The organism is Actinomadura luteofluorescens, assembly GCF_013409365.1.
GTDB lineage: Bacteria > Actinomycetota > Actinomycetes > Streptosporangiales > Streptosporangiaceae > Spirillospora > Spirillospora luteofluorescens.
The window spans coordinates 8,055,770-8,080,476 of the sequence record NZ_JACCBA010000001.1 but is presented as its reverse complement, the minus strand read 5'-3'; the positions used below and the strand labels follow the sequence as shown (position 1 = coordinate 8,080,476).

Here is a 24,707-nt window from a genome sequence, read left to right as displayed (position 1 = left end):
AGGGGGAATGCTTCGGACATGATCGGTGAACACGTGCTCGCCGGATACGTCCCCGACGCGGGCGGCCGGGAGGCACTCGACCTCGCCCGCGGGATCGTCGCGCTGACCGGCGGCCGGCTGAGCGTCGCGACCGTCCACCCGCCGGACCTCCCCGCCGCGGCCGGCGAGGCCCGCGCACTGCTGGACCAGGTGGCCGACCTCCTGGAGGGGGAGCCGGCGGACCTGCTCGTCCAGGAGGGCCGCAGCGTCGGGCGGGGGCTCACCGTGCTCGCCAGCCGGATCGGCGCCGACCTGATCGTCGTCGGCTCCCCCGAGGGCGGCGCCCGCGGCCGGATCGGCGTCGGCGCCGCCGCCGACCACCTGCTCCACTCGGCGACCGAGGCCGTGATGCTCGCCCCGTCCGGCCACCGGTCGCCCGACGAGCTGGGTCGGATCACGGTCATGTACGTGCGGCGGCCCCAGTGCGACGAGGCGGTCATCCGCTCCGCCCAGGCCGCCGAGCGCCTGGAGGTGCCGCTCCGGCTGGTCACCCTGGCCATCGGCGACGTCAACCCCGAACCGCTCCGCGACGACCTGGCCCTCGCCATCCGGCTCGCCCTGGACTCCGCGGACCTGCTCCCCGAGGACGTGTCCGCCGAGGTGGCCGAGGGCGACGACGTCGCGGACGCGCTGGAAGACGTGGACTGGCCCGAGGGCGAGCTGCTGGTCTGCGCGTCCAGCGAGGACGCGGCCGCCCACCGCGTCTTCCTCGGCGAGGTGGCCCTCAAGGTCCTGCGCGCCGCCCCCTGCCCGGTCGCCGTCCTCCCGCGAGGCTACTACTGAGTAGTCCGTTATGACCGTTTGCCTGGAAGCGGTTGCCGCCCACCGTTTACCTCGGCTACATTCCGTCGAGATCGGAACGTGACCTTGGACCGCGGCACGTTCCGTCCCCGGTCTCGGGCGCCACCTCGCCCGAACGAGCGAGGCGCGTCAGGAGCGTGATGGACCCGATCGGCAAGAAGCTGCTCGACATCGCCACGAAGGAGCTCGGGTACACCGAGAAGGGCGACGGCTACACCAAGTTCGGCGAGTGGTACCGCAAGAACATCGACGGCGACCACGACGAGTACTTCACCACGGCGCCCTGGTGCGACATGTTCCTCGCCTGGGCCGCCGACAAGGCCGACGTCACCGGCCAGGCCGGGCAGTTCGCCTCCACCGTCGACCACGCCAAGTGGTTCAAGAAGAACGACGCCTGGGGCCACGACCCCGAACCCGGCGCCATCGTCTTCTACGACTGGAACGGCTCCGGCGACATCGACCAGATCGACCACGTCGGCATCGTCGAGAAGGTCGACGGCCACACCCTCCACACCATCGAGGGCAACGCCGACGGCTACAAGCTCATGCGCAAGACCCGCGACATGGACTCCGTCGTCGGCTTCGGCTACCCGTCCAAGATCAAGGTCGAGGCCAAGTACGCCCCCAGGCACGCCGCCCCCGCCCCCACCGTCGACCAGGTCGGCGCCCCCGCCGCCCCGGCGCGCACCCACGAGCAGCAGCACTCCCCCTCGCCCGCGCCCGAGCACGTCCCCGCCCAGGAGGTCGTCCTCGGCGGCATCCTCGCCTTCGTCCTGTGCGGCACCGTCGCCCTCGCCGCCGGCCGCGCCGCCGCCGCGAAGGCCCCCACGACCCCGCCCATCCGCGTCCGCAAGCGCGGCAAGCACCACCGCCCCGCCACCCCCGTCGCCCTCCCGGCCGACGTCACCCCCGCCGACCTCGACGCCGCCGACGCCGGCACCACCCTGATGCCCGCCATCTCGCTCGCCGCCGCCCACGCCGCCGAGGACCGCGAGTTCTGGGGCCGCATCGCCCACCTCGAAGAAGACAGCGAACTCGACTTCTGGAACACCCTCCACGCCGAGCTCACCGACTCGGCCGACGACCGGTACGCAAGCACTCCAGGATTCCGCTAGAGTTGTTCGTGCGAGCCCGGGGGGCGACCCCCGGACCGGCACGCGGACGTGGCTCAGTTGGTAGAGCATCACCTTGCCAAGGTGAGGGTCGCGGGTTCGAATCCCGTCGTCCGCTCTGAGAGGCCCCCGTCAGGCCTCGCTCTGGTGGAGTGGCCGAGAGGCGAGGCAACGGCCTGCAAAGCCGTGTACACGGGTTCAAATCCCGTCTCCACCTCGCAGCACACGCAAGGGCGATTAGCTCAGTGGGAGAGCGCTACCTTGACACGGTAGAGGCCACTGGTTCAATCCCAGTATCGCCCACGAGTCGGGTGTCGTGGTCGGCGCTTTGCGCCTTCCCCGATGGCCCGCAATGCTTTCCTGGGGGACGACCCCCAGACCCCCGAGTCGGGCTGCCGTGTTCGGCGCCTTTAGGCGCCTTCCCGGTGGCCCGCAATGCTTTCCTGGGGGGCGACCCCCAGACCCCCGAGTCGGGCCATCGTGTTCGGCGCCTTTAGGCGCCTTCCCGGTGGCCCGCAATGCTTTCCTGGGGGCGACCCCCAGACCCCCGATGTGGGGGACTCCGTCCCCCACGCCCCCTGCGTGCGGGCTTAGCTTTCTGGTGCGGCCTTCGGGCTCACGTGGCTGGGGTTCCTACTGGGCTCCCACGCCTCCGGCCTGTCACTCGCCTTCACCGGTGCCGCTATGCCTGTTTTGGGGGCGACCCCTGGACCCTGATGTGGGGGACTCCGTCTTCCACATCCCCTGCGTGCGGGCTTAGCTTTCTCGCGCTTCCTTCGGGCTCGCGTGGCTGGGGTTCCTGCTAGGGCCTGTCTCGAATTGGCTCCGGTCAAGTGCGCGAACGCGTGACCTGGCCGGTGGAGCGATGCCGGAGGCGAGCGGAACCGGGCAGATCGCGAAGCGATGCCGCGTTCGCCCAGGCCAGGTCACGTAGCGAGCCGCCAGGCGAGCGAAGTGGGCCGGGACTGTGAAACATAGCCTAGGCCGCCTCGCCTCTGGCCGTTCAGGTTGGGTCTGGAACTCGCGAGGTGGCGTCTGCTCGGCGCGCTTTGCTCGCCTTCGCCGGTGGTGGCAGGGGCTCTGGTCCGTGTCGCGGGATGGTGGCAGGTGGGGTCTCTTCGTGTCTGGGTGGCCTGGCTCAGCTTGTTGACTTTCACATTGGTGTGAGGTTTTAGCGTTCCGGCCATGACGAAAGAGACACTGCCTGTTTCTGGTCTTGGGCGCGTGGTGCTTGGGGATGGGCCCGGGTTGCTGCTTGCCCATGGGGCCGGTGGGGGGATCGACGCTAACTACGGCGCCATCATGGACGTGTTGGCTGCGGAGCACACCGTTGTCGGGCCGGACTTTCCCGGGAGTGGGCGGACGCCTCGGAGCGGTGCTCCGCTCACCTTGGACGGGCTGGCCGACGAACTGGTCGGTGCTGCTGTCGAGGAGGGGCTGGAGACCTTCGCGGTGTCCGGGTTCTCTCTGGGCGCCGCCGTCGCCGTCCGGGCCGCCGCTCGGCACCCCGACCGCGTCACCGCCCTTGTCCTCACCGCGGGGTTCGCCTACCCCAACCCCCGGTTCCTGCTGGCGGCCCGGTTGTGGCGGGACATGCTCCGCCGGGGAGCGCTGGAGGAGCTGGCCGGTCTGCTGTCACTGATCGGGCTCAGCGCCCCGGTCGTGGACGCCCTCGATGAAGACGAGCTCGCCGCCGCCGTCACGACGGGTGCGGCGACCGTCCCGCCCGGCACACCGGAGCATGTAGAACTGATCATCTCGGGCGTCGACGTGCGGGGCGACCTCCCAGGGCTGGCCGTGCCGACGCTCGTCATCTCCACCACGCTCGACCAGCTCGTCACGCCGCCGCATCACCGGCAGCTCGCCGACGGCATCCCCGGCGCGCACTACGCCGAGATCGCGACCGGGCACCTTCCCTTTCTCGAGCGGCCCGGCGAGTGGGCCGCCCTGATCCGCGACTTCCTGCGTCAGGAGTCGAGCACGGCCGCGACGGCTTCGATCTCCACCAGCTGGTCGGCGTAGCCGAGGACGGTGATGCCCATCAGCGTGCTCGGGACGTCGTGGTCGCCGAACGCGTCCCGGACCACTTCCCAGGCCTTCACCAGGTCCTGCTGCCGCTGGGAGGCGACGAGTACGCGGGTGCTGATGACGTCGTGCAAGGACGCGCCGGCGTCCGCCAGGGCGGTCCGCAGGTTCTCCAGGGCCCTGGCCGCCTGGCCCGCGTAGTCGCCGACCGCGGCGGTGGAGCCGTCCTCGTTCAGCGGGCACGCCCCGGCCAGGAAGATCAGCCTGGCCTCCGCCGGCGCGGTCGCCGCGTAGGCGTACTCGGCGACGGACGACAGGGACGCGGAGCGGATCAGTGTGACGGCGCGGGGCATGGGAGTTCCTTCGGTGCGGGGTCGTTCCACACCTTTCCAGAGGGCGCCGCGGTGGTCGACGTATTTGTTCAGCGTTGCAGTTGCGGGGTGAAAGCCGCCGCGCGGGCGTAGAGCTTGTACAGCTTGAACTCGCCGGCGAAGGGAAGGCCGCAGGCGTTGTCGAGGACGCTGGTCGCCTTCCTGTTGCTGAGGGTCGTGCCGCGCGCCCCGGGATGGTCGATCTGGCCGCCCATGAACACCTGCATCCTGGTCAGCATGTGGTCGCGCTGGTCGGCGCTCATGTCGTGCCAGGAGCCGCAGGTCACCGCCGCGAGCAGCGCGTCGTTGAGCTCTCCCGTCACGCCGTGGCCGTGGTCGCCGGCGGGCGCCGCCTTCGCGGCGGCCGGGGACTTGAACCAGGGGCACGGGCCGCCCGGCTTCAGGTCGGACATGCAGACGAACAGTTCGGCCTCGTTCTCGAGGTTGCCGAGACCGATGCTCAGCCAGGGCACCTTGCCGTTCAGGCAGTCGGGCAGGTTCTTCGGGGAGCCGGTCGCGTTGCCGTTGGAGTACCAGCAGTTGCCCACGTTGCCGGGGAACGCGTCCCACCAGAAGTCCACGCCGTTGCCGGACATCGTGTTGCCGTGGAACGAGTTGCGGTGGGACGTGGACAGCTTCAGCGGGTCGCAGCCGGTGATGGGGCCGTTCCCGGGCCCGCAGACGAAGGCGTCCGGGACGGCGAACAGCATCGCGCCGCGCCTCCTGTTGTCGCGGAACCGGTTGTCGCGCACGACGTTGTCGTCGCCGCCCGCGATCCACATTCCGGTGCCGACGGGGACCGGCACCGACGGCACCACGTCACTGCCGGGCAGGTAGGGGTTGAAGTTGTTGGAGTAGAAGTCGTTCTTCTCGATCAGGTCGCCCTGCTGCGGGAAGCCGGGGTGGCCCGCCGCGGTGAACACGTCGGTCGTGAAGCCGAGGGCGTTGCCGTAGAAGTTGTTGTGGTGCAGCCAGGTGCCGCTGCCGTCCGTGCCGGAGTAGCCGCTGGTGTTGTGGTGGGAGTCGCAGTAGCGGATCTCCTGGCTGTAGCGCGCCGTCGGATAGAACCTCGGGTCGCGGCCCGCCGAGGTCTTGGCGCCAGACCCTGGATAGAGCCCGGAGTCGCCATTGCCCGCCGCCTCGCAGTTCTGCATCACGCCGTGGTCCTCGACGAAGGTGAGCACGCCGTACTCGCCCGCGTAGAAGGTCTTGAAGCGGTCGAGCAGGTAGCCGTTGCTCTCCAGGACGTAGATGTCATGCTCGTTGGCGTGCCGGACGGTCACGTTCCGCAGGACGAAGCCGTCGGCCCGGTCGGCGCGGATGCCGACGTCCTTCGCCGAGCGGCGCGGGCCGCCGTTGCCCGACGAGGGGTCGCCGGCCTCCACGACCACGTCGTCCGCGCTGACGCCGGACCCTTCGAGCTGGAGGTTGCAGCGCACGCACGCGCCCCGGTTGGGGATGCCGTGCCGGTCGACCAGCGGCGGGTCCGGGTCCTTGCCGGAACCGGGCGAACGGCCCAGCACGGCGATGAGGTTGGCGTCGTTCTGGCACTTGTACTCGCCGAGGTAGGAGTAGGCCCCCGTGCTCAGCTTGTACGGGTCGCACGCCTTGTCGTGGGTGGGCTTCGCGCGCGAGGTGGGCTCGGTGTAGACGCCCGGCAGGACCACGACCCGGTCGTTGTTGCCCGAGTCGGTCACCGCGGGCTGGATCTCGCTGTACCGGCAGCGCGACGCCAGCGCCCGGTTGATCCGTGTGAGCTCGCGCGCCTCCGCGGCGCTGAACCGCCGGTGGTCGTGCGGCCGGATGTCGTAGCCCGACTTCCGCGCCCGCTTGATCGAGGCCTCCAGCCGCTTGAGCGAGTCGGGGCGGCACACCACGCGGGTCGTGCTGCCCTTGCCCGTCGCGACCGACGAGGCGAGGCTCCTCGCCTTGGGGACCGCGCCGCCCGCGCACGGGCTGACCGAGCAGTCCGGGCCGGGCAGCGGCCAGTACGAGGGACGCTCGATGTGCGCGTCCGCGCTCGCCATCAGACCGAGCACCAGCCCGGACGCGGTGACGACGATCAACCAGAGCCTGCCGAGAAACCGTCTGCCCATCAGCCAACCCTCGTCCCGGAAGCCGCCTGCGCGCCCCGCGGCCCCACGAATCACGAAATTTGAGTGAGATTCATGTTCAATGTAGCCACGGGGAGGTCGGAAGATCCCGCCCGGCGTCCACAACCGGACACCGCTCTCCAGGGGAAGGTCTTCTCGTGAACGGCTGGGCCCTCTCGCTCGTTCTGGTCGCCGCCGTGGTGCACGCGTTCTGGAACTTCTCCGCCAAACGGGTCGGCGACGGAGGGGCGCCGTTCGTCTTCCTCTACTACACCGTCTCGGCCGTTGTGTTCGCCCCGGCGGCGGTGGTCTTCCTGGTGCTGGATCCCCAGCGTCCGCAATGGACATGGCTGCTTGCGGCACTGGTGACCGCGATCCTGCACGTGGCGTACGGGATCGTGCTGCAACGCGGGTACGCCGTCGGTGACCTGTCCCTCGTCTATCCCCTGGCCAGGGGGACCGGGCCGCTGCTGTCGGTGCTGGTGGCGGTGCTCTTCCTCGGCGAGGACCCCGGCCTGCCGGGGCTGGCCGGGGCGCTCCTGGTGGTCGCGGGGGTCCTGGTCGTCAGCGGTGGCGCCCCGGCGGAGGGCGGCGCCTCGCCGGCGCGGCGCCGCGCCGGCGTCCTCTACGGCGTGCTGACCGGGGTCGTCATCGCGGGCTACACGCTGTGGGACGCGCACTCGGTCACGGGACTGGCCGTGCCGCCCCTTGTCTACTTCGGCTCCGGCGCGCTCGCCCAGAGCCTGCTCCTCGCCCCGTTCGCGTTGCGGGACAGGGCGCGGGTCGCCGGGCTGTGGCGCGACCACCGGCGCGAAGTGCTGACCATCGGCCTGCTGTCGCCGGTGGCGTACCTGCTCGTGCTGTTCGCGCTCCGGATCGCGCCGGTCAGCCTGGTCGCTCCCGCCCGCGAGCTGAGCATCGTGCTCGGCGGACTGGCCGCGTGGCGGGTCTTGGGCGAGGCGAACGCCGTCCGCCGGCTCGCAGGCTCGGTCGTGGTGCTGGCCGGGATCGCCGCCATCGCGATGGCCTGACCCCCGCGCCGGTCAGAGGGCGATGGCGACCTTGCCCCGGGCGTGGCCGCGCTCGATGTAGCGGAGGGCGTCGGGGAGTTCGGCGAACGGATAGGTGCGGTCGATGACGGGCGTGACCTGCTCCCGTTCCATCAGGTCGGCCAGGAACCGCAGGTCCTCGGCGTTGGGTCTCCAGCCGACGTGGTCGATGCGCTGGCTGACGAAGGGAGAGGCCAGCGCGCCGCGGATGATCTGCCCCGCGGGGCCGAGCAGCCCGCCGCGCGGCGAGGCGATGCCGCCCACGATCACCAGCGTGCCGCGGGACGTCAGGCAGCGCCGCAGCCCGGCGAGCGGCCGGTCGCCCACGATGTCCAGGAGCAGGTCGTACCGTCCCTTCCGCTCCGTGAAGTCCTCGCGGGTGTAGTCCACGACGTGGTCCGCGCCCAGGGAGCGGACCAGTTCGAGGTTGCGGGTGCTGCACACGCCGGTGACCTCGGCTCCGAACGCCTTGGCGAGCTGGACGGCGAACGTCCCGATGCCGCCGGAGGCGCCGTTGACGAGGACCCGCTGCCCGGCGGCGATCCTCCCCGTGTCCCGCAGCCCCTGCAGCGCGGTGTGCGCGGCCATCGACACCGACGCCGCCTGCTCGAAGGTGAGGCGGGCGGGCTTGACGGCCAGCCGGTCCTCGGGGACGGCGACGGCCTCGGCGAACGAGCCGAGGCGGACCTCTCCGAAGACCTCGTCACCGGGCCGCAGCCCGGTCACCGCGTCGCCCGTCCGCGCCACGACCCCGGCGAGGTCGGCGCCGAGGACGAGGCCCGGCCTCGGGCGCCGCAGGCCGCAGCTGAGCCGCACCAGCTTCGGGTCGGCCCGCATGTGCCGCCAGTCGTAGGGGTTGACGGACGCCGCCCGCACCCGGACGAGCACCTCGTCGGGGGCGATGCGGGGCTCGTCGACGTCCTTGAGGGCCAGCACGTCGGGCGGGCCGTAGCGGTCCCAGGTCCAGGCCTTCATGGCGGTCTCCCCCGGGGGCGTATCAGGCGTCGTACGCCGTAAGGTTCTCATACGCCGTAAGGTAGTCGTACGCCGTAAGGCAGTCAAGGGGTGTCGATGCGATCGCGGGCGGGGTCAGGCACCTGCGGCGCGGCGCCGCTCCAGCCCTTCGAGGATCAGGTCGAGGGCGAACTCGAACTCGAACTGGTCGTCGCAGAAGCCGAGGGTGCCGTCCGGATCGTCGTGGACGGCGTCCGCCAGCATCCCCGCGAGGTTGGGGAACCGGTCGGCCATCTGCTCCGCCGTGGCGGCGTCGGCGGGCTGGGCCTCGCCGGGCTGGAACAGCTCCTGAGCGAACCCGAGGGCGCGGCTGCCGAGGACGTGCAGCGCGCGGTGGGCCAGGTCGAAGGAGAAGCCGCCCGCGCGGAGCAGGCCGACGACCTGGTCGTAGTACGCGATGACGACCGGGTTCATGGTGGTGCGGGCGCCGAGCAGCCCCGGGGCCCAGCGGTGGCGGAGCAGGACGTCCCGGGCGGCGAGGATCCGCGCCCGCAGCGCCGCCCGCCAGTCCCGCTCGGGGGGCGGGGCCTCGGCCTCCCGCACCGCCGTCATGATCTCGTCGAGGACGACCTCCACGACGCCGTCGAGAACCGCCTCCTTGTTGGCGACGTGGTGGTACAGCGACATCGCCTCGACCCCGACCTCCTGCGCGAGCCGGCGCATGGTCAGCGATTCGAGGCCGTCGCGGTCGGCGAGGCGCACGGCCGCCCGCAGGACCCGCCTGCGGCTCAGCGGGACGCGGGGCCGCTCGGTCAGCTCGTCGGCGTCGGTCCGTGGGCTCATCAGTCTTCCTCCCGACGCACTCTATCCGTACACGGTAAGTCTGGCCCGTACCGCTAGAGCTCCGGGTGAGGGGCCGCCCGGTCCGGGCGGTAGGGGGCGAGTGCCGGGGACGGTCTGCCGGCGATCTCTTGGGCGATCAGGGCGGCCAGGTGGGGGGCGAGGGTGATGCCGCTGTGGGTGACGGCGGTGTACAGGCCGGGGCGCTGGAAGCCGATGAGCGGGTACCCGTCCACTGGCAGGGGGCGTACGCAGCGCCGCACCTCGGCGATGGTCGCGGTCAGGGTGGGGACGAGCGCACGCGCGCGGGCGAGCAGTTCGCCGCCGACCGCCTGGATGAGCGCCGGGGAGGCCGACTCGTCGATTCCGGCGTCCAGGTCGTCGGCTTCCAAGACCAGTCCCCCGTTCTCCGCGGGCCGGGCGGACAGGCCGGGGGCATGGACGAGGCCGTTGAGGGCGCCGTGCACCGGAGAAGTGGTGGCGACGAGGCAGGGGGCGGCCGAGCCCGGCTCGGACGGGTCGACCAGCGGCAGTGCGACCCCCGCGGTGGCCAGCAGCGCGGGGCTGTGCCGGCCCGCCGCGCAGACCGTGAGGTCGGCGTCCAGGTCGCGGCCGTCGTCGAGCCGGACGCCGGTGACGCGGTCGCCGTCGGTGTTGAGGCGGACCGCGCGGCCCGTCACGAGGCCGGCGCCGGATGCGCGGGCGCGCCGGGCCAGTGCCCTAGCGGCGGGCCCTCCGTGCAGGTGGGCCTCGCCGGGGTAGTGCGCGGCGAGCGCGTCGGGTGGAGCCGCGACGTGCGGTTCCAGCGCGCGGAGGCGGTCGGAGGTGATCAGGCCGGCGGGGTAGCCGAGGCCGGAGAGGCGGGCGACCCGGTCGGCCAGCCGCTCCTTCGCGGAGTCCCCGGCCGCCCACGTGAGGTTGCCCGACGGCCGGTACCAGGCCGGGTCGTCGAAGCCCCCCGCCAGGTCGCGCCAGGTGGACATCGCCGCCGTCCGGAACCGGTGGTAGCCCGGGTCGGAGGGGTCGTTGGCGTTGATCCAGGCGTAGCTCGCGCCGGACGTCCCGGCGCCCGGGCCCTCCGCCTCGACCACGGTCAGGCGCACGGCGGCGCCGGACGCCGGGCGGGTGAGCCGGTCCGCCAGCGCGGCCCCGATGATCCCCGCTCCCACGACCAGTACGCGCATGCTCCCAGGATGGCAGGCCCCGCCGTTCTGCGGTCGGCGGAATTCCTGGGGGCCACGGCGCGGCCGATCTACGATGTGCGCATGGCCGAGACCGCGCGACCGCTCGCACCACCCGACGACAGGCCCGCCGACGAGACGCCCCGCGACCCCGCGGCGGAGCCGCTGTGGCGCGACGCGCTCGGCCAGTGCCTGCGGCGCCTGCGCCTCGAACGCGGCGAGATACTGGTGGAGACCGCCCGCCGCGCCGGGGTCTCGCCGCAGTACCTCTCGGAGATGGAGCGCGGCGTCAAGGAGCCGTCCAGCGAGATGATCGCCGCGGTCGCCGGCGCCCTGGACGTGACGCTCGGCGACCTGACGCTCGCGATCGCGACGACCCTGCTGGCCGTGCCGGCCGCGGTTCCGGCCGGCCCGACCTGCCAGGCGGCGTACGCCCTCGCCGCGTAGCCGTGCCCGCTACGCGGGTATCGGCTGCCGCTCCTCGATCACGTGGTCGAGGAGGCCGTACTCCAGTGCCGTCCGCGCGGTGAAGACGCGGTCGCGGTCGGTGTCGGTGCGCAGGGTCGTGATGTCCTGTCCGGTGTGCCGGGAGAGGATGCTCTCGATGTCCGCGCGCACCCGGACCACCTCGTCGGCCTGGAGGATGAGGTCCGGGATCGCTCCGCGGCCCTGCCCCATCGGCTGGTGCAGGACGACGCGGGTGTGGGGAAGCGCCGCCCGTTTGCCGGGGGTGCCCGCGGCGAGGAGGACGGCGCCGACGGCGACGGCCTGCCCCACGCACGTCGTCGCCACCTGCGGGCGGATGTAGCGCAGCGTGTCGTACACGGCGAGCATCGCGCTCGGGTCTCCTCCCTCGCAGTTGATGTACAGCTGGATGTCGCTCTCGGGGTTGTCGGACTCCAGGTACAGCAGCTGCGCGACGAGCGCGTTCGCCACCCCCGCGTCGATGGCGGTGCCGAGGTAGATGATCCGCTCGGTCAGCAGGTGCGAGTAGACGTCCATGATGCGCTCACCGCGGGGGTGCTGCGCGATGACGTTCGGGATCGTGTAGGTGCTCATCGGGCGGATCCTCCGGACGGGGCGCCGAGCCCCACGGGGCGGCGGCGGGCGGGCATGACCTCGTCGAACGAGCTGACGATCGCGTCGACGAACCCGTAGTCGAGCGCCTCGCGCGCCGTGTACCAGCGGTCGTGCAGCGAGTCGTCGAAGACCTGCTCGAGGGGCCGGCCGGTGTCCTCGGCGATGAGCCCGAGCACCGTGTCGCGGGTGTGGCGCAGGTCGTTGGCCTGCAGCTCGATGTCGACGGCGGCGCCCCCGATCCCGGCGGAGCCCTGGTGCATCAGCACGCGGGCGTGCGGCATGGCGCGGCGCTTGCCGGGGGTGCCGGACGACAGCAGGAACTGGCCGGCGCTGTAGGCGATGCCGAGCACCAGCGTGGACACGTCGCACGGGATGAGCCGCATGACGTCGCGGATCGCCAGCATCGACGGCACCGACCCGCCGGGGGAATGGATCCACAGCGCGATGTCGGTCGAGGAGTCCTCCCTCGCCAGGATCATCAGCTGCGTCGCCAGCAGCGTGCCGTTGTCGTCGTCCAGCGGGCCGTCGAGGACGAGGACGCGCTGCTGGTAGAGCTCGCGCCGCACTCGTTCGTTGAACAACGGGATTGCCTGTTCCTCACTCATGCCTTCACTCTGCGCCCGCCCGCGCACCGGTCGCAGCCCGTGCTGCTCTGGGCGGATCCGCCCAGAGCAGCACGGCCCGCCCCGTCCGCGGGCTCGACCGCCGTGTTTGCGCGCGCGAGGGCTTGTTGCCTGGTCGGCGCGGGTATGAGCAGTGTTCGGACGAGAGGCCGGGGGGAAGCGTGCGCGAGGAGACCAGCGGCATGGACGCCGGGACGGACGTCGAGCGGCGCGTCCTGCGCGTCGGCACCGGCGCGAGCGACCGGCCGGGAAGGCTCGGAACCGAGGCCTGGCCGGGCGGGGACGAGGCGGGCGCCGACGTCCGGGAGCGCGTCCGGCACCTCGGGACGGGCGGGCACGGCGACGTCGGGGACCGCGCGCCGGAGTCGGCGGCCGAGCGGGCCCGCGCCGATGTGGAGCGGCGCGTCCGGGGAGTGGGAACGGGCGCGAGCCGGGCCGCCGGGACGCTCGGGTCGGACCCGGCGCCCGACACCGGCGGCGCGAGCAGGGACGTCGAGCGGCGCGTCCGGCACCTCGGGACGGGCGCGAGCGGCACCGCCGGGGACGCGACGCGAAGCGAGCAGTGATCACGGGCTCCGGGAAACGGTCGGGGCGCCGGTCTCCTGCCGCCGAGACCGGCGCAGGTGTCGGGCGCCCGGTCGCGGAGAGCCGGGGTCGCGGGTCAGGTGGGGTCGGACGCGGTGAGCGGCGATCGGGCGGCCGGCGTGGGCGAGGTCGCCGCGGTGAAGGAGGCGTAGCGGGCGGCGGTGTGGCAGGGAGGCGCGCCCGCCTGGTCGCCGGTCGGGTCCTCGGGCACGCATGCGTGGTCGCGGTGCGGCTGGTCTGAAAGTGGCATGTCTCGTCTCCCGAGGCGACCGAAGCAATCGGTCCGCTCGCTACCGCCTCGGCCTCGATCTAAACATCGACCTGGTGTTCGAGGTGCTCGATCGCGCGAACCCGCGGAGGCGGATCTTCCCGGCTCACCGCGTGGTGCTCTGCGTGGCGCGGTAGTGGGACGGGGAGACGCCGTACAGGCCTCGGAACGCCTGCCGCAGCGCCTCCTCGCTGCCGAACCCGCAGCGGGCCGCGATCGTCTCGACGGTCAGCGTCGTGCCGGTCAGCAGGTGCGCCGCCGCCTCGCCGCGCGCCCGGCGCACGAACCGCCCCGGGGCCATGCCGAGCTCGGCCAGGAACAGCCGGGCCAGATGGCGCTGGCTGACCCCCGCGCGGGCCGCCAGCGCGGCCGTCGACAGGTCCGCGGCCGGGTTCCCTGCGATGTGCGCGACGGCGTCCTGGACCAGCGAGTGGCGGGCCGAGGGCGCCGTGAACATGCTCATCTGGGCCTGGTTGCCGGGCCGCTGGAGGTACGTCACCAGCTGCCGCGACACGCTCCGCGCCAGATCCGGGCCGACGTCGGCCTCGATGAACGACAGGGTGAGGTCCAGGGCGGCGGTCACGCCGGCGGACGTGCAGAACCGCCCGTCGGACACGAAGATCGGCCCGCTGTCGAAGTCGACGGCCGGGAACCGGCGCGCCAGGAAGTCGGCGTGCTCCCAGTGGGTCGACGCCCGCCGCCCGTCCAGGAGACCGGCCGCGGCGAGGACCCCGGCGCCGGTGCACACCGAAGCGACGCGGCGGGACTCCACGCCGAGCCTGCGCACGTGCGCGACCAGCCGCTTGTCCTCCATCGCGTCGACGTAGCCGATGCCTCCCGACACCACCAGCGTGTCGAGCGGCCCGGTGGCGCGCTCCAGCGACCGCTGCGCCTGGAGCGTCAGGCCCGTCCCGGTGTGGATCGGCCTGCCGCCCGGCGAGGCCAGCGAGACCTCGTAGACGCCGCGCCGGTTCAGGAAGTTCGCCACCTGGAGCGCCGTGACGACGCAGGCGATGTCGAGCAGTTCGGCCGCCGGGTAGCCCACCACGAGGACGCGCCGCATTTCGTGCATACCGCCACGGTATTGCCCGATCCGGCGCTTATCACCTATGTCCGATAGACGGCTACCCCAAGTTTTCGGACCCGCCCTCGTCCGGGACTGGCGGCCGAGCCCCGGCGCGCCGAAGGTGATGTCATGGCTACCACGTCCCCCACCCTGGATCAGGGTTCACCGGCCCCCGCACGGGCGCGCGCCCCTTGGCGCAGGCTCACACTGCACTACGTCGAGATGGTCCTCGCGATGTTCGCCGGGATGCTCGTCCTCGGCGGCCTCCGCGCGCTCCTCGGGCTCACGGTCGCTTTCGACGCGCATCCCGGCGCCCACTACCTGCTCATGGCCACCGACATGGCGATCGGCATGGCCGCCTGGATGCGCCTGCGCCGCCACGGCTGGGCCTGCACGCTGGAGATGTGCGCCGCGATGTACGTCCCGGCGGTGCTCGTCCCGCTCGTGTGGGCCGATGTCATGAGCGGGATGGCGTTCATGACGGCCGCGCACGTGCTGATGATGGTCGCGATGCTCGCCGTGCTGCTCCGGCGCCGGCGCGAGTACCACCACTGAGCCGCCGCCATGACCACTCCCGACACCACCGTCGTCATCCCGCTGTACGACCGCTTCACCGCCCTGGACGTCATCGGCCCCTACCAGATGCTGGCCCTCACCCCCGGCGTGCGCGTCGTGTTCGCGGCCGAGCGGCCCGGCCCGGTGCTCGACGACTGCCGCGCCCTCCGGCTGACGGCCGTGGGGCTCGACGAGGCGCCGCGCCCGGACGTGGTGGTCGTCCCCGGCGGGCCCGGCACCGTGCACGTCCTGGACGGGGCGCTCCCCGCCTGGCTCCGCGAGGTCCACCCCGCCACCCGCTGGACGACCTCGGTGTGCTCCGGGTCGCTCGTCCTCGGCGCCGCGGGCCTGATCGACGGGCTGCGCGCGACCACCCACTACCGGCACCTGGACAAACTCCCCCTCTTCGGTGCCGTCCCGGCCCAGGAGCGGGTGGTGGTCGAGCGGGACGCCCGCATCGTGACCGCCGCCGGCGTCTCCAGCGGCATCGACATGGCGCTGCGGCTGGTGGAGTTCCTCACCGACACGCGGACCGCCCAGGCAGTCCAGCTCTGGACGGAGTACGACCCGCGGCCCCCGTTCGACGCGGGCTCCCCGTCCAGCGCCCCCGAGGACGTCGTGGCGCTGGCCGCCGAGTTCGAGACGGCCGCGCTGGAGGCGGCCACGCGCGCCTGAGCGGCGCCCCCGCGCGCGTCCCGGCCGCTCCCCCGGCCTCCGCGCCCCTACAATCCCGTGGGTGACCGCCTACAGTGAGCTCGACCCGTTCGGAGACCTGGACGCCTCCGCGCTGCCGCCGCGCCAGCAGCGGATACTGGCCATGATCCGCGACTGGGCGGTCAGGTACGGGTACGCGCCGAGCACCCGCCAGATCGGCGACGCCGTGGGCCTGCGGTCGCCGTCGTCGGTCTCGCGCCACCTGGCGAGCCTGGAGGACAAGGGCTTCCTGCGGCGCGGCGACGCGGTGGCCCGGCCGATCGACGTGCGGGCGTTCCTGCGGGAGGGCCCGTCGCGGGAGTCCGCCGGCGGCCCGGTGCCGGTGCCCGTGGTCGGGGACATCGCCGCCGGCGTCCCCATCCCGGCCGAGGAGCACGCCGACGACACGCTGCTGCTGCCCCGCGAGCTCACCGGGCGCGGCACCGTCTTCGGCCTGCGCGTGCGCGGCGACTCGATGGTGGACGCCGCGATCTGCGACGGCGACATCGTCGTGGTCCGCCGGCAGCCCGAGGCTCATTCGGGCCAGATCGTCGCCGCCATGATCGACGGCGAGGCCACCGTGAAGGTGTACCGCCGCCGCGACGGCCACGTCCTGCTCGAACCCCGCAACCCCGCCTACGACGTCATCGACGGCGACGAGGCCGCCGTCCTCGGCATCGTCGTCTCGGTCCTGCGCAACGTCTGACCCCGGGACGCGGCGTCAGCGGCGTCCGCCGAACTCCCACTCGTGCACCTCGACGGCGGCGTAGCGGTCCTGGGTCAGGACGGCGCGGGCCGCGTCCGCGTCCGGGGCGCGGAGCAGGGCGATCGTGCCGAGCCAGGCCTCGCCGTCGTCGGAGAGCAGGGGGCCGTAGGCGATCAGGTCGTCGCCCGCCGGGACCTCCAGGTCTGCGGCCTCCCCCTCGCCCAGGCCGATGACCAGGAAGCGGTCGCCGCCCGTCCGGCCGCCGGGGAAGTCCCACATCGTGCGGCCCAGCGCGTTGCGCCAGCGGCGCAGCATGACGTCCCGGTACGCGCCCGCCTGGTAGTTGGGCTCGTCGAAGGCGAACGCGCGGGCGGCGGCGGGATCGGGCAGGTCGACGATGTGGACGCTGCCCGTGGGGACCTCGCCGGCGAACGTCGGGCCCCGGGCGATCAGCTCCTTGTCGTAACGGTCCATGTAGGACCAGTGCTGCTCCCCCAGTTCCTCGCGGAGCCCGATCGAGCCGGCACGGTCACGGTGGTAGCAGAAGAACTCCATCCGGGCTTTCTACCATCCGCCGGACTCAGGTGGACGCGCGAGGGGCGACCGTCATGTGGATGTCCTCGGCGGCCCAGAGGACGAAGCGCTCGATGGGCGTGACCGTCTGGCCGGGGGCCATCCGGAAGGAGAAGCGCTTGAGGAGGACGGCGAGGACGAGCTGCGCCTCGACCGTCGCGAGCGCGGCGCCCTCGCAGCTGCGGGGGCCGATCCCGAAGGGGATGTAGGCCAGGCGCGGGCGGCCCGCCGACGCCTCCGGGGCGAACCGGCCGGGGTCGAACCGCTGCGGGTCGGGCCAGTACTCGGGGTTCGTGTGCACGGCCCGGAACGGGTAGAAGATCGTCGTGCCGGCCGGGACGGTGTACTCGCCGAGCACGAGGTCCTCGGTGGCCTCCCGCGCGCCGTAGGGTCCCGGCGGGTACAGGCGCATGGTCTCCCGGAGGACCATGTCCAGGTAGGTCAGCCGCCTGAGGTCGCCGTACTCGGGGACCGACCGGTCGCCGAGCACGCGGTCGAGCTCCTCGGCGACGCGCTCGGCGGCGTCCGGGTGCCGGGCCAGCAGGTACAGCGTCCAGGAGATGGCGACGCCGGTGGTGTGGTGGGCGGCGAGCATCGTCATCAGGACCGTGTCGCGGATCCGCGCCGGGGACTCGCCCGCCTCGGCCAGGGCCGCGATCAGGTCGCTGCGTCCGGCCGGCGCCGCGTCGCCGCGCTCCCGGTGCGCGGTCAGCACCTGGTCGACGGTGGCGCGCAGGTAGGCCAGGGCCTCCTGGGCGCGGTCCCCCGCCCCGTCCCCGGCCTGGCCCATGTACTCGGTGAGGACGGTCTCGAACGCGGCCACGACCCGCGCGGCCGAGTCCGGCGACTCCAGGCCGCTGCCGAGCGCGTACTGGCAGATCATGCGCAGCGACAGCTCGCTCAGGTCCCGCTGCAGCGCGACCGGGCCGTCGTGGGCCTCCCACCGGCCGGCCAGTTCGGCGGCGAGCGCGGTGAAGCGGGCGAAGTGCGCCTCGTGGGAGGGGCGCCCCGCCAGCACCGACAGCATCACCCGGCGCCAGGGGCCGTGCTCGTCGGCCGGGATCGTCTGCAGGTTGCCCGACTCCTGGAGGGGCGCCAGGAACTCGAACAGCTTCTCCGGCCGCTTGTCGATCTTCGCGGTGGCCTCCAGCAGCACCGGGTCGGCCACCGACACCGCCAGGCCGGCGCCGGGCAGCGGGAACCGCACCACCGGCCCGTACTCGGCGTGCAGCCTCAGCTGGTACTCGTGCAGCCCGCCGGCCGCCGCGATGGCCGCCGTCCCATCGTCCCGGGCGGGCGGGCCGGGGATGAGCGATGGGGTACCGGCGTCGCTTCGCATTCGCGTCCTCCGCGTCGGCATCGTCGTTTCGGTTGTTTCCGGGTTGATCACAATGCTTACATGTCCCGGGTAACTTCGCGACATTTCCCAGGCCGGAAGTCGCGACGCCGCGACCCGGGGAGAGGACGCTGGACACCGTCGATCCGCACACGCCGAACGTTCCGCGGATGTACGACTACCTTCTGGGCGGAAAGGACAACTACGCCGCCGACCGGGAGGCCGTGGACGAGGTCGTCAAGCACGCTCCCGACACGCCCTTCATGGCGCGCCAGAACCGCGCGTTCCTGCGGCGCGCGGTGCGCTTCCTCGCCGAGTCCGGCATCCGGCAGTTCATCGACATCGGCTCGGGCCTGCCCACCCAGGGCAACGTGCACGAGATCGCCCACCAGGTCGCGCCGGACGCCCACGTCGTCTATGTCGACATCGAGCCGGTGGTCCTGGTCCACGGGCGGGCACTGCTGGCCGGGACGCCCGAGGTGACCGTCATCCAGGGGGACGCCCGCCGTCCGGGCGAGGTCCTGGCGAACCCGGAGCTCAACAGGCTCATCGACTTCGACCGGCCGGTCGCCGTGCTGATGCTGGCCGTGCTGCACTTCATCGGCGACGGCGACGACCCGCCCGGGATCGTGGCGCGGCTCCGCGAGGCCATGGCCCCCGGCAGCTACCTGACGGTTTCGCACGTGACCGGCGACTTCGACGCCGACCGCAGGGTCCGGCACGCGGGCGCGGTGTACGAGCGGGCCACATACCAGATCACCCTGCGCGAACGCGCGGAGGTCATGCGGCTGTTCGACGGTTTCGAGCTCGTGGAGCCCGGTCTCACCACCCTGTCGATGTGGCGTCCCGATCCGGGGACGGCCATGCCGCCCCGCGCGGACCGCCAATGGTGCTATGCGGGGGTCGGCCGAAAGCGCTGACCGGCGGGTCCGCGCCATTGTTCCCTGACATTTCGGACGAGCCCGGCAAAGTACATTAAAAGCCCTTCTTTCACTACATCCCTCCGGTCCGCGTCACAGGCCGAGCCGGGCGGCGTGGCGGGCGAGGAAGGCGACGACCTCGTCGGCGGGCCGGTCCGGCAGCCCCCACATGATCTCGGTGACACCGGCCTCCTCCCAGGCGGCGACGTCCTCGGGCGAGGGACGCGCCGTGGCCAGGACGCAGATCTCCGGCCGGCCGGCGCGCCCCGCGTCCGCCCACGCCGCGCGCAGGGCGGCGACCTTGGGCAGGATGTCGCGCTCGGTCGGGGTGGTCATCCATCCGTCGGCGTGGGCGGCGATCCACGCGAGGGTCTTCGGGCCGCCACCGGCGCCGATCAGCAGCGGGACGTGCGCCTGGACGGGCTTGGGCCACGCCCAGGACGGCCCGAACGAGACGAACTCCCCCGCGTAGGAGGCCTGCTCCCGCGTCCAGAGGGCCCGCATCGCCTCCACGTACTCGCGCAGCACCGTCCGGCGCCGGTCGGCCGGCACGTGGTGGTCGGCGAGCTCGTCGGTGTTCCAGCCGAACCCCGCCCCGACCGTGACCCGGCCGCCCGACAGGTGGTCGAGCGAGGCGATGGTCTTGGCGAGCGTGATCGGATCCGACTCCACCGGGAGCGCGACGGCCGTCGCGAGCCGGATCGCCGAGGTGACGGTGACCGCGGACGCCAGCGCGACCCAGGGGTCGAGCGTGCGGGTGTAGCGGTCGTCGGGCAGCGTCTCGTCGCCCGTCCCGGGGTGCGCGGCGTCGCGCCGGACCGGGATGTGGGTGTGCTCGGGCACGTAGAAGGTATGGAACCCGTTCTCCTCGGCGGCCTGCGCGGCGGCGGCGGGCGTGATGCCCCGGTCACTGGTGAAGAGCACGATGCCGTGTCGCATGCGGCCGATACTAGAACGCGTTCTATCCTCGTGCCGAGGGCGGGCTACCGGCCGCGGCCGCCGCGCAGGGCGCGCGGGAGGGCGGTGGCGGCCCGGCCGACCCTGAAACTGACCGAGCCGCGGACGGCTTCCAGCTCGCCGCGCGCGCGGGCCAGCCTGTCCTCCGCGCGTGCGAGCCGCTTCTCCGCCCGCGCGAGCCGCTCCTTCAGCCTGCCCGTCTCGTTCGGCGGGCGCGTCGCCCCCTTGCCCTTGACGCGGACGAGCCGCCGCCCGGCCACCTGCTGGATCTCGTGCCAGGCGTCCTCCCTCGTCGCCAGCCAGTCCAGGAGGTCGTCCTGGACCGCGTCGGCGTCGCCCCAGGTGCCGTAGAGCTTCTGCGTCGTGACGCAGATCGGGCGCAGGCCGTCGGTGGCGACCGACTCCCACACCGCGGCGGAGACCCCGGGGGTGTGCTCGGACCGGTAGTCGTCGCACACGATGAGGCCCCCGGCGGGAAGCAGCACGTGCGCCGCCTGGATGTCGGCGTGGACGTGCTCGTACAGGTGGGACGCGTCCACGTGCACGAACCGGCAGGTCTCCGGCTGGACGTGGTCCAGGATCAGCGAGGTCGGCCCCTGGACGATCTCCGGGAGCCGGTCGTGGAAGGCCTGGTAGTTCGACTCGAAGGCCTGGCGGGTCAGGGTCGAGTAGGACCCCTGCATCTCCGCCCGGTTGGAGTCGTCGGGGGCGTCGTCGTCGAACAGGTCGCAGACGGTGAAGGTCTCGCCGTCCCGCAGGTGGCGGCCCATGAGGATGGCGCTCTTGCCGAGGTAGGAGCCGAGCTCCACCAGGTCGCCGCGCTGGCCGAGCCGCTCCTGGCGTTCCAGGAACCAGGTGAAGAGCAGCTGGTCGATCTTCGGGAACCACCCCCGGACCTCGTCGAGGGAGGAGGGCGGGCCGGTCTCTTGCTTGATCATGTGGGGAGCTCCAACGTCGTCGTTCTCGACAGCGGGGGGACGCGAGACGAAAATCGCCATGATAGGTGAGTCGCGCTTCATGGCAACAAAGCCGGATTTCGGCCTCTTGCTGGCTGGTCATCCGGTTCGTTGGGCGGGACGGGGCCGGGGGCGCGCTGTTGACAGGGCGTTCGCCGGGACCGTACGGTTCGGCTGATTCACGGTTGCCCGAGGGAAATCCGGTGAGATGCCGGTGCGGACGCGCCACTGTATCCGGGACGACGATCCCGGGAGCCAGGTCGCTCGGGTGATCGCGACCTCATTGTCCGGGACGCGCTAGATCCCCTACGGAGGCTCCGTGAGCACGCTGTCGGCTCGCCACATCCCCCTCTCCCACCTCGTTCCCTGGCTGCTCGCGGTGCCCGCGCTGCTGCTCCTCGGCTACCTCGTCCTGATGGACAACGGCGCCGTGTCGCAGACCGGCGGCTACCTCCACGAGCTGATGCACGACGGGCGGCACCTGCTCGGCGTGCCCTGCCACTAGGCCGCCGCATGGTGCGCACCCTGCTGGTCAGGGGCCTTCTTCTGGGCCTGCTGGCCGGTCTCGTCGCGGGCGTCTTCGCCTTCGCGGTCGGCGAACCCCGCATCGACGACGCGATCGCCCTGGAGAACGCCGCCGCCGCGCCCGGGCACGGCGCGGCGGCCGAGCCCGAGTCCGCAACACACGGGCACGAGTCCGGAACACACGAACAGGAGACCGGAAAGCACGAGCACGGCGAGGAGGTGAGCCGCGGCACGCAGAAGGCCGGGCTCTTCCTCGCCACGGGTCTGTACGGCCTCGCGGTGGGCGGCGTGTTCGCGCTGGCCTTCGCGGGGCTGCGGGGGCGCGTCGGGCCGCGCTCGGACGCCGCGCTCGCGCTCGCCGCCGCCGGGACGGCCTTCGCCGCCGTCATCGTCGTGCCGTTCCTGAAGTATCCGGCGAACCCGCCCGCGGTGGGCGACCCGGAGACGATCAACACCCGCACCCTGCTGTACCTGGCGATGATCGGGGTCGGGCTGCTGTCCACCGCCATCGCGGTGACCACGGCGCGCAGCGTGCGCGGCGGGCCGTGGGCGCGGTGGCCGGCGGCCGTGCTGGCGTTCGTCGTGCCGGTGGCGGTGGCGTCCCTGCTGCTGCCCACCGTCGACGAGGTGCCGGACGGGTTCCCCGCCACGCTGCTGTGGCAGTTCCGCATCACCTCGCTCGGGACGCAGCTGGTGTTCTGGGCGTCCTTCGGGACCCTGTTCGGGTGGTTCTGCGACCGGGCCGCCCGTGCCCCGGCACCGGCACCGGCGTGAGCGGGCCGCCCTGACCGGAGTGCTGTTCGTCCGGCACGCGACGTCGGCGGGGATGCGGCAGGCCCGCTTCCCCGCCGATCCCGCCGCCGACCCGTCCGGCCTGGCGAGGGCGAGGGCCCTGGCCGGGGCACTGCCGGGCGGGGCGGCGTGGACGTCGCCCGCCCGCGCCGCCCGGGAGACCTGCGCCGCGCTCGGCCTCGACGCCCGCCCGGCCGCGGCGCTCGCCGAGGCCGACCACGGCTCCTGGGCGGGCCTGCGCCTCGCCGACGCCGATCCGGACGCGCTGGCCGCCTGGCTGGCGGACCCGGACGCCGCGCCCCACGGCGGGGAGAGCCGGTCGGCGCTCGCGGCGCGGGTCGCGGCGTGGCTCGGCGGCGGCCCGTCCGGCGTCGCCGTCTGCGACGCGGGCGTGATCCGGGCGGCGCTCGCCCACGCGCTCGGCGTCGGCGTCCTCGCGGCCGACCGGATCGATCTCGCGCCGCTGTCCACCACGAGGCTCGCCGCCGCCGGGTACGGCTGGCGGGTCGCCCATGTCAACCGGAAGGTCCAGGTGTGAACGTCGCCTATCCGTTCAGCGCCGTCGTCGGGCTGGACGACCTGAAGCTGGCGCTGCTGCTCAACGCCGTCTCGCCGCGGGTCGGGGGTGTGCTGGTGCGCGGCGAGAAGGGCACCGCCAAGTCGACGATCGTGCGCGCCCTGGCCGCGCAGCTCCCCGCCGTGGACACGGTGCCGGGCTGCCGGTTCGCCTGCGACCCGGTGGCGCCCGACCCGTCCTGCCCGGACGGTCCGCACGAACCGGGCGGACCGGCGGTGCGGCGGCCGTCCGCGCTGGTGGAGCTGCCGGTGGGGGCCTCGGAGGACCGGCTCGCCGGGTCGCTGGACGTCGAGCGCGCCCTGACCGAGGGCGTCAAGGCGTTCGAGCCGGGGCTGCTCGCGGCGGCCCACCGCGGCGTCCTGTACGTGGACGAGGTCAACCTTCTGCACGACCATCTGGTGGACCTCCTGCTGGACGCCGCCGCGCTCGGCACCTGCTACGTGGAGCGAGAGTCGGTGTCGGTGCGGCACGCCGCGCGGTTCCTGCTGGTCGGGACGATGAACCCCGAGGAGGGCGAGCTGCGCCCCCAGCTCCTCGACCGCTTCGGGCTGACGGTCGAGGTGCGGGCGTCGCGGGACCCGAGGGAGCGGGCCGAGGTCGTGCGGCGGCGGCTGGCGTTCGAGGCCGACCCGGCCGCGTTCGCCGCGCGCTGGGAGGACGCCGAGGCGGAGCTGGCGGAGCGCATCTCGGCCGCGCGGGAGAGGCTCGCCGACGTCGGCCTGCCGGACGCGCGGCTGGAGCAGATCGCGGCCGTGTGCGCGGGCTTCGAGGTCGACGGGCTGCGCGCCGACCTGGTCACGGCGAACGCCGCGCTCGCGCACGCCGCGTGGCGGGGACGCGACGTGGTGACGGACGAGGACGTGCGCGCGGCGGCCCGGCTGTCGCTGCCGCATCGGCGCAGGCGGGACCCGTTCGACGCCCCCGGCCTGGACGAGTCCCTGCTCGACGAGCTGCTCGACAGTACGTCCCCCGGCGACGACCCTCCCCCGGACGGCGGGGGTGGCGGGAAGCCCCCGTCCCAGCGGCACGACGGCGGGCAGGGCCCGGCCCCGTCACCGGACGCGGGCCCCGAGCAAGGCGCAGGCTCCGACCAGGGCGCGGGCTCGGAGCGAGGCGCGGGCTCGGAACGGGACGCGGCCTCGGAGCGAGGCGCGGGCCCTGAGCAGGGCGGAGGCCCCGAGCAAGGTGCGGGCCTGGAGCAGGACGGGGGGCCCGGGGGCGGGGTGCGGGTCGCGTCGGTCGGCGTGCCGCACGCCGTGCCGCTGCTGGAGGTGCCGGGCGTCGGCGAGGGTGCCGCGGGACGGCGGTCGCGCTCGCGGACGGCGCGGGGCCGGGTCACCGGTGCGCGGCGCCCGGCCGCGAAGGTCCGCGACCCCCACGTGGTGGCGACGCTGCTGGCCGCCGCGCCGCGGCAGCGGGCGCGGGGCCGGTCCGGCGCCGGTCTCGTGCTGCGCCCGGACGATCTGCGGGAGGCGGTCCGCGAGGGCCGCGAGGGGAACCTGGTGCTGTTCGTCGTGGACGCGAGCGGCTCGATGGCCGCGCGCCGGCGCATGACGACGGTGAAGACGGCCGTCCTCAGCCTGCTGCTGGACGCCTACCAGCGCCGCGACAAGGTCGGCCTGGTCACCTTCCGCGGGCGGACCGCCGAGCTGGTCCTGCCGCCGACGTCGTCGGTCGAGGCGGGCGCGGCGCGGCTGCGGTCCCTGCCGACCGGGGGCCGCACGCCGCTGGCGGCCGGGCTCGCGCGCGCGGCGGAGGTGCTGCGCGCCGAGCGGCTGCGCGACCCGGCGCGGCGGCCGCTGCTCGTGGTCGTCACCGACGGGCGGGCTACCGCCGGAGGCGACGTGGACCGGGCCGCCGGGCTGCTGGCCGGCACCGCCGGGATCGTCGTGGACTGCGAGGACGGCCCGGTCCGGCTCGGCCTCGCGGGGCGGCTCGCGGTCCGGCTCGGGGCGCGGCTCGTCCCGCTCGGCGACCTCGACGGGATCGTCCGCGCCCACCGCGGACTCGACGGTGGAAAGGCGGCCTGA

At 73.3% G+C, this 24,707-nt stretch carries 27 protein-coding genes and 3 tRNA genes; 17 read left to right on the top strand and 13 right to left on the bottom strand.

The genetic code is table 11. From position 1 onward, the window contains the following. The first annotated feature begins 18 nt into the window (after positions 1-18). From BJY14_RS37265 to BJY14_RS37240, 6 genes are all read left to right on the top strand, one after another. Positions 19-822, top strand: coding sequence for a universal stress protein (locus BJY14_RS37265; protein WP_179847898.1), 804 nt, complete (start codon positions 19-21; stop codon positions 820-822). A gap of 158 nt (positions 823-980) precedes the next feature. Then, entirely contained in the window at positions 981-1,955 is a 975-nt protein-coding gene (locus BJY14_RS37260) for a CHAP domain-containing protein (RefSeq protein WP_179847897.1), read from the top strand. Positions 1,956-1,997: 42 nt separating this feature from the next. Further along, positions 1,998-2,070 (top strand) — tRNA-Gly (locus BJY14_RS37255). A gap of 28 nt (positions 2,071-2,098) precedes the next feature. Beyond that, positions 2,099-2,169: transfer RNA gene (locus BJY14_RS37250), tRNA-Cys, on the top strand. A 14-nt stretch (positions 2,170-2,183) separates the two neighbouring features. After that, positions 2,184-2,255: transfer RNA gene (locus BJY14_RS37245), tRNA-Val, on the top strand. Positions 2,256-3,137: 882 nt separating this feature from the next. Then, the gene (locus BJY14_RS37240; RefSeq protein ID WP_179847896.1) at positions 3,138-3,974 is read left to right on the top strand and encodes an alpha/beta fold hydrolase; all 837 of its coding nucleotides are present in this window, start codon (positions 3,138-3,140) and stop codon (positions 3,972-3,974) included. On the opposite strand, the gene BJY14_RS37235 is transcribed toward BJY14_RS37240, so the two are convergent. Both BJY14_RS37235 and BJY14_RS37230 read right to left on the bottom strand, forming a co-directional pair. Beyond that, complete coding sequence (locus BJY14_RS37235; protein WP_179847895.1) at positions 3,920-4,330, bottom strand: RidA family protein; 411 nt, start codon at positions 4,328-4,330, stop codon at positions 3,920-3,922. The two genes, BJY14_RS37240 and BJY14_RS37235, sit on opposite strands and share 55 nt — an antisense overlap. A gap of 68 nt (positions 4,331-4,398) precedes the next feature. Beyond that, entirely contained in the window at positions 4,399-6,444 is a 2,046-nt protein-coding gene (locus BJY14_RS37230) for a right-handed parallel beta-helix repeat-containing protein (RefSeq protein ID WP_179847894.1), read from the bottom strand. 155 nt (positions 6,445-6,599) lie between these two features. Here BJY14_RS37230 and BJY14_RS37225 point away from each other — a divergent pair, with 155 nt between their 5' ends. Next, positions 6,600-7,472 carry an EamA family transporter gene (locus tag BJY14_RS37225; protein WP_179847893.1) on the top strand — a complete coding sequence of 291 codons (873 nt, stop codon included), beginning with the start codon at positions 6,600-6,602 and terminating at the stop codon, positions 7,470-7,472. Positions 7,473-7,484: 12 nt separating this feature from the next. Here the strand turns inward: BJY14_RS37225 and BJY14_RS37220 are convergent, their stop codons facing one another. From BJY14_RS37220 to BJY14_RS37210, 3 genes are all read right to left on the bottom strand, one after another. Further along, on the bottom strand, positions 7,485-8,465 hold the full coding sequence (locus BJY14_RS37220; RefSeq protein ID WP_179847892.1) for an NAD(P)-dependent alcohol dehydrogenase: 981 nt from the start codon (positions 8,463-8,465) through the stop codon (positions 7,485-7,487). A gap of 114 nt (positions 8,466-8,579) precedes the next feature. Beyond that, entirely contained in the window at positions 8,580-9,287 is a 708-nt protein-coding gene (locus tag BJY14_RS37215) for a TetR/AcrR family transcriptional regulator C-terminal domain-containing protein (protein ID WP_179847891.1), read from the bottom strand. 53 nt (positions 9,288-9,340) lie between these two features. Continuing rightward, complete coding sequence (locus BJY14_RS37210) at positions 9,341-10,468, bottom strand: NAD(P)/FAD-dependent oxidoreductase (RefSeq protein ID WP_179847890.1); 1,128 nt, start codon at positions 10,466-10,468, stop codon at positions 9,341-9,343. Positions 10,469-10,549: 81 nt separating this feature from the next. Here BJY14_RS37210 and BJY14_RS37205 point away from each other — a divergent pair, with 81 nt between their 5' ends. Beyond that, positions 10,550-10,912: a helix-turn-helix domain-containing protein gene (locus BJY14_RS37205; protein ID WP_179847889.1), complete on the top strand. Its 363-nt coding sequence runs from the start codon at positions 10,550-10,552 to the stop codon at positions 10,910-10,912. Positions 10,913-10,921: 9 nt separating this feature from the next. Here BJY14_RS37205 and BJY14_RS37200 read toward each other — a convergent pair whose 3' ends face one another. Both BJY14_RS37200 and BJY14_RS37195 read right to left on the bottom strand, forming a co-directional pair. Then, the gene (locus tag BJY14_RS37200; protein ID WP_179847888.1) at positions 10,922-11,524 is read right to left on the bottom strand and encodes a ClpP family protease; all 603 of its coding nucleotides are present in this window, start codon (positions 11,522-11,524) and stop codon (positions 10,922-10,924) included. Further along, a complete protein-coding gene (locus BJY14_RS37195; RefSeq protein ID WP_179847887.1) occupies positions 11,521-12,150 on the bottom strand; it encodes a ClpP family protease in 630 nt (209 codons plus the stop codon). Before BJY14_RS37195 ends, BJY14_RS37200 begins: the two co-directional genes overlap by 4 nt. Positions 12,151-12,329: 179 nt before the next feature. Between BJY14_RS37195 and BJY14_RS37190 the strand changes: the two genes are divergently transcribed. Then, positions 12,330-12,734 (top strand): hypothetical protein, encoded by a 405-nt coding sequence (locus BJY14_RS37190; protein ID WP_179847886.1) that lies wholly within the window; start codon positions 12,330-12,332, stop codon positions 12,732-12,734. Positions 12,735-12,829: 95 nt separating this feature from the next. On the opposite strand, the gene BJY14_RS37185 is transcribed toward BJY14_RS37190, so the two are convergent. Together BJY14_RS37185 and BJY14_RS37180 are read right to left on the bottom strand one after the other, a co-directional pair. After that, positions 12,830-13,003: a hypothetical protein gene (locus tag BJY14_RS37185; RefSeq protein ID WP_179847885.1), complete on the bottom strand. Its 174-nt coding sequence runs from the start codon at positions 13,001-13,003 to the stop codon at positions 12,830-12,832. A 124-nt stretch (positions 13,004-13,127) separates the two neighbouring features. Next, positions 13,128-14,093, bottom strand: a complete 966-nt coding sequence (locus BJY14_RS37180; protein WP_179847884.1) for a GlxA family transcriptional regulator — start codon at positions 14,091-14,093, stop codon at positions 13,128-13,130. 123 nt (positions 14,094-14,216) lie between these two features. Between BJY14_RS37180 and BJY14_RS37175 the strand changes: the two genes are divergently transcribed. The 3 genes from BJY14_RS37175 (at position 14,217) to lexA (ending at position 16,041) form a co-directional block, all read left to right on the top strand. Then, positions 14,217-14,642 (top strand): LPXTG cell wall anchor domain-containing protein, encoded by a 426-nt coding sequence (locus tag BJY14_RS37175; RefSeq protein ID WP_246396249.1) that lies wholly within the window; start codon positions 14,217-14,219, stop codon positions 14,640-14,642. A 9-nt stretch (positions 14,643-14,651) separates the two neighbouring features. Then, the gene (locus BJY14_RS37170) at positions 14,652-15,317 is read left to right on the top strand and encodes a DJ-1/PfpI family protein (protein ID WP_179847883.1); all 666 of its coding nucleotides are present in this window, start codon (positions 14,652-14,654) and stop codon (positions 15,315-15,317) included. Positions 15,318-15,378: 61 nt separating this feature from the next. Next, the gene (gene lexA, locus BJY14_RS37165) at positions 15,379-16,041 is read left to right on the top strand and encodes a transcriptional repressor LexA (protein WP_179847882.1); all 663 of its coding nucleotides are present in this window, start codon (positions 15,379-15,381) and stop codon (positions 16,039-16,041) included. 15 nt (positions 16,042-16,056) lie between these two features. Here the strand turns inward: lexA and BJY14_RS37160 are convergent, their stop codons facing one another. Beyond that, on the bottom strand, positions 16,057-16,596 hold the full coding sequence (locus tag BJY14_RS37160) for a YciI family protein (protein WP_179847881.1): 540 nt from the start codon (positions 16,594-16,596) through the stop codon (positions 16,057-16,059). Positions 16,597-16,621: 25 nt separating this feature from the next. Next, on the bottom strand, positions 16,622-17,953 hold the full coding sequence (locus BJY14_RS37155) for a cytochrome P450 (RefSeq protein WP_179847880.1): 1,332 nt from the start codon (positions 17,951-17,953) through the stop codon (positions 16,622-16,624). A gap of 128 nt (positions 17,954-18,081) precedes the next feature. On the opposite strand from BJY14_RS37155, the gene BJY14_RS37150 reads away from it, so the two are divergent. Next, positions 18,082-18,870: an SAM-dependent methyltransferase gene (locus BJY14_RS37150; RefSeq protein ID WP_281382439.1), complete on the top strand. Its 789-nt coding sequence runs from the start codon at positions 18,082-18,084 to the stop codon at positions 18,868-18,870. 93 nt (positions 18,871-18,963) lie between these two features. On the opposite strand, the gene BJY14_RS37145 is transcribed toward BJY14_RS37150, so the two are convergent. Continuing rightward, positions 18,964-19,809, bottom strand: coding sequence for an LLM class F420-dependent oxidoreductase (locus BJY14_RS37145; RefSeq protein WP_179847878.1), 846 nt, complete (start codon positions 19,807-19,809; stop codon positions 18,964-18,966). Between the two features lie 44 nt (positions 19,810-19,853). Continuing rightward, positions 19,854-20,765, bottom strand: a complete 912-nt coding sequence (locus tag BJY14_RS37140) for a class I SAM-dependent methyltransferase (protein ID WP_179847877.1) — start codon at positions 20,763-20,765, stop codon at positions 19,854-19,856. 337 nt (positions 20,766-21,102) lie between these two features. Between BJY14_RS37140 and BJY14_RS37135 the strand changes: the two genes are divergently transcribed. Genes BJY14_RS37135 through BJY14_RS37120 form a run of 4 tightly spaced genes read left to right on the top strand, consistent with a single transcriptional unit; the run spans position 21,103 to position 24,707 of the window. Then, positions 21,103-21,288 (top strand): CbtB domain-containing protein, encoded by a 186-nt coding sequence (locus BJY14_RS37135; protein ID WP_179835852.1) that lies wholly within the window; start codon positions 21,103-21,105, stop codon positions 21,286-21,288. 8 nt (positions 21,289-21,296) lie between these two features. Then, on the top strand, positions 21,297-22,082 hold the full coding sequence (locus tag BJY14_RS37130) for a CbtA family protein (protein WP_179847876.1): 786 nt from the start codon (positions 21,297-21,299) through the stop codon (positions 22,080-22,082). After that, positions 22,057-22,638, top strand: coding sequence for a histidine phosphatase family protein (locus BJY14_RS37125; protein WP_218905758.1), 582 nt, complete (start codon positions 22,057-22,059; stop codon positions 22,636-22,638). The genes BJY14_RS37130 and BJY14_RS37125 overlap by 26 nt, the downstream gene beginning before the upstream one ends. After that, the gene (locus BJY14_RS37120) at positions 22,635-24,707 is read left to right on the top strand and encodes a VWA domain-containing protein (protein ID WP_179847875.1); all 2,073 of its coding nucleotides are present in this window, start codon (positions 22,635-22,637) and stop codon (positions 24,705-24,707) included. Before BJY14_RS37125 ends, BJY14_RS37120 begins: the two co-directional genes overlap by 4 nt.

Excerpts from the sequence above, each read along its gene's own strand:
- BJY14_RS37265 (WP_179847898.1), top strand. The coding sequence starts at position 19 with ATGATCGGTGAACACGTGCTCGCCGGATACGTCCCCGACGCGGGCGGC.
- BJY14_RS37260 (WP_179847897.1), top strand. The coding sequence starts at position 981 with ATGGACCCGATCGGCAAGAAGCTGCTCGACATCGCCACGAAGGAGCTC.
- BJY14_RS37240 (WP_179847896.1), top strand. The coding sequence starts at position 3,138 with ATGACGAAAGAGACACTGCCTGTTTCTGGTCTTGGGCGCGTGGTGCTT.
- BJY14_RS37235 (WP_179847895.1), bottom strand. The coding sequence starts at position 4,330 with ATGCCCCGCGCCGTCACACTGATCCGCTCCGCGTCCCTGTCGTCCGTC.
- BJY14_RS37230 (WP_179847894.1), bottom strand. The coding sequence starts at position 6,444 with ATGGGCAGACGGTTTCTCGGCAGGCTCTGGTTGATCGTCGTCACCGCG.
- BJY14_RS37220 (WP_179847892.1), bottom strand. The coding sequence starts at position 8,465 with ATGAAGGCCTGGACCTGGGACCGCTACGGCCCGCCCGACGTGCTGGCC.
- BJY14_RS37215 (WP_179847891.1), bottom strand. The coding sequence starts at position 9,287 with ATGAGCCCACGGACCGACGCCGACGAGCTGACCGAGCGGCCCCGCGTC.
- BJY14_RS37210 (WP_179847890.1), bottom strand. The coding sequence starts at position 10,468 with ATGCGCGTACTGGTCGTGGGAGCGGGGATCATCGGGGCCGCGCTGGCG.
- BJY14_RS37205 (WP_179847889.1), top strand. The coding sequence starts at position 10,550 with ATGGCCGAGACCGCGCGACCGCTCGCACCACCCGACGACAGGCCCGCC.
- BJY14_RS37200 (WP_179847888.1), bottom strand. The coding sequence starts at position 11,524 with ATGAGCACCTACACGATCCCGAACGTCATCGCGCAGCACCCCCGCGGT.
- BJY14_RS37195 (WP_179847887.1), bottom strand. The coding sequence starts at position 12,150 with ATGAGTGAGGAACAGGCAATCCCGTTGTTCAACGAACGAGTGCGGCGC.
- BJY14_RS37185 (WP_179847885.1), bottom strand. The coding sequence starts at position 13,003 with ATGCCACTTTCAGACCAGCCGCACCGCGACCACGCATGCGTGCCCGAG.
- BJY14_RS37180 (WP_179847884.1), bottom strand. The coding sequence starts at position 14,093 with ATGCACGAAATGCGGCGCGTCCTCGTGGTGGGCTACCCGGCGGCCGAA.
- BJY14_RS37175 (WP_246396249.1), top strand. The coding sequence starts at position 14,217 with ATGGCTACCACGTCCCCCACCCTGGATCAGGGTTCACCGGCCCCCGCA.
- BJY14_RS37170 (WP_179847883.1), top strand. The coding sequence starts at position 14,652 with ATGACCACTCCCGACACCACCGTCGTCATCCCGCTGTACGACCGCTTC.
- BJY14_RS37160 (WP_179847881.1), bottom strand. The coding sequence starts at position 16,596 with ATGGAGTTCTTCTGCTACCACCGTGACCGTGCCGGCTCGATCGGGCTC.
- BJY14_RS37155 (WP_179847880.1), bottom strand. The coding sequence starts at position 17,953 with ATGCGAAGCGACGCCGGTACCCCATCGCTCATCCCCGGCCCGCCCGCC.
- BJY14_RS37145 (WP_179847878.1), bottom strand. The coding sequence starts at position 19,809 with ATGCGACACGGCATCGTGCTCTTCACCAGTGACCGGGGCATCACGCCC.
- BJY14_RS37140 (WP_179847877.1), bottom strand. The coding sequence starts at position 20,765 with ATGATCAAGCAAGAGACCGGCCCGCCCTCCTCCCTCGACGAGGTCCGG.
- BJY14_RS37130 (WP_179847876.1), top strand. The coding sequence starts at position 21,297 with ATGGTGCGCACCCTGCTGGTCAGGGGCCTTCTTCTGGGCCTGCTGGCC.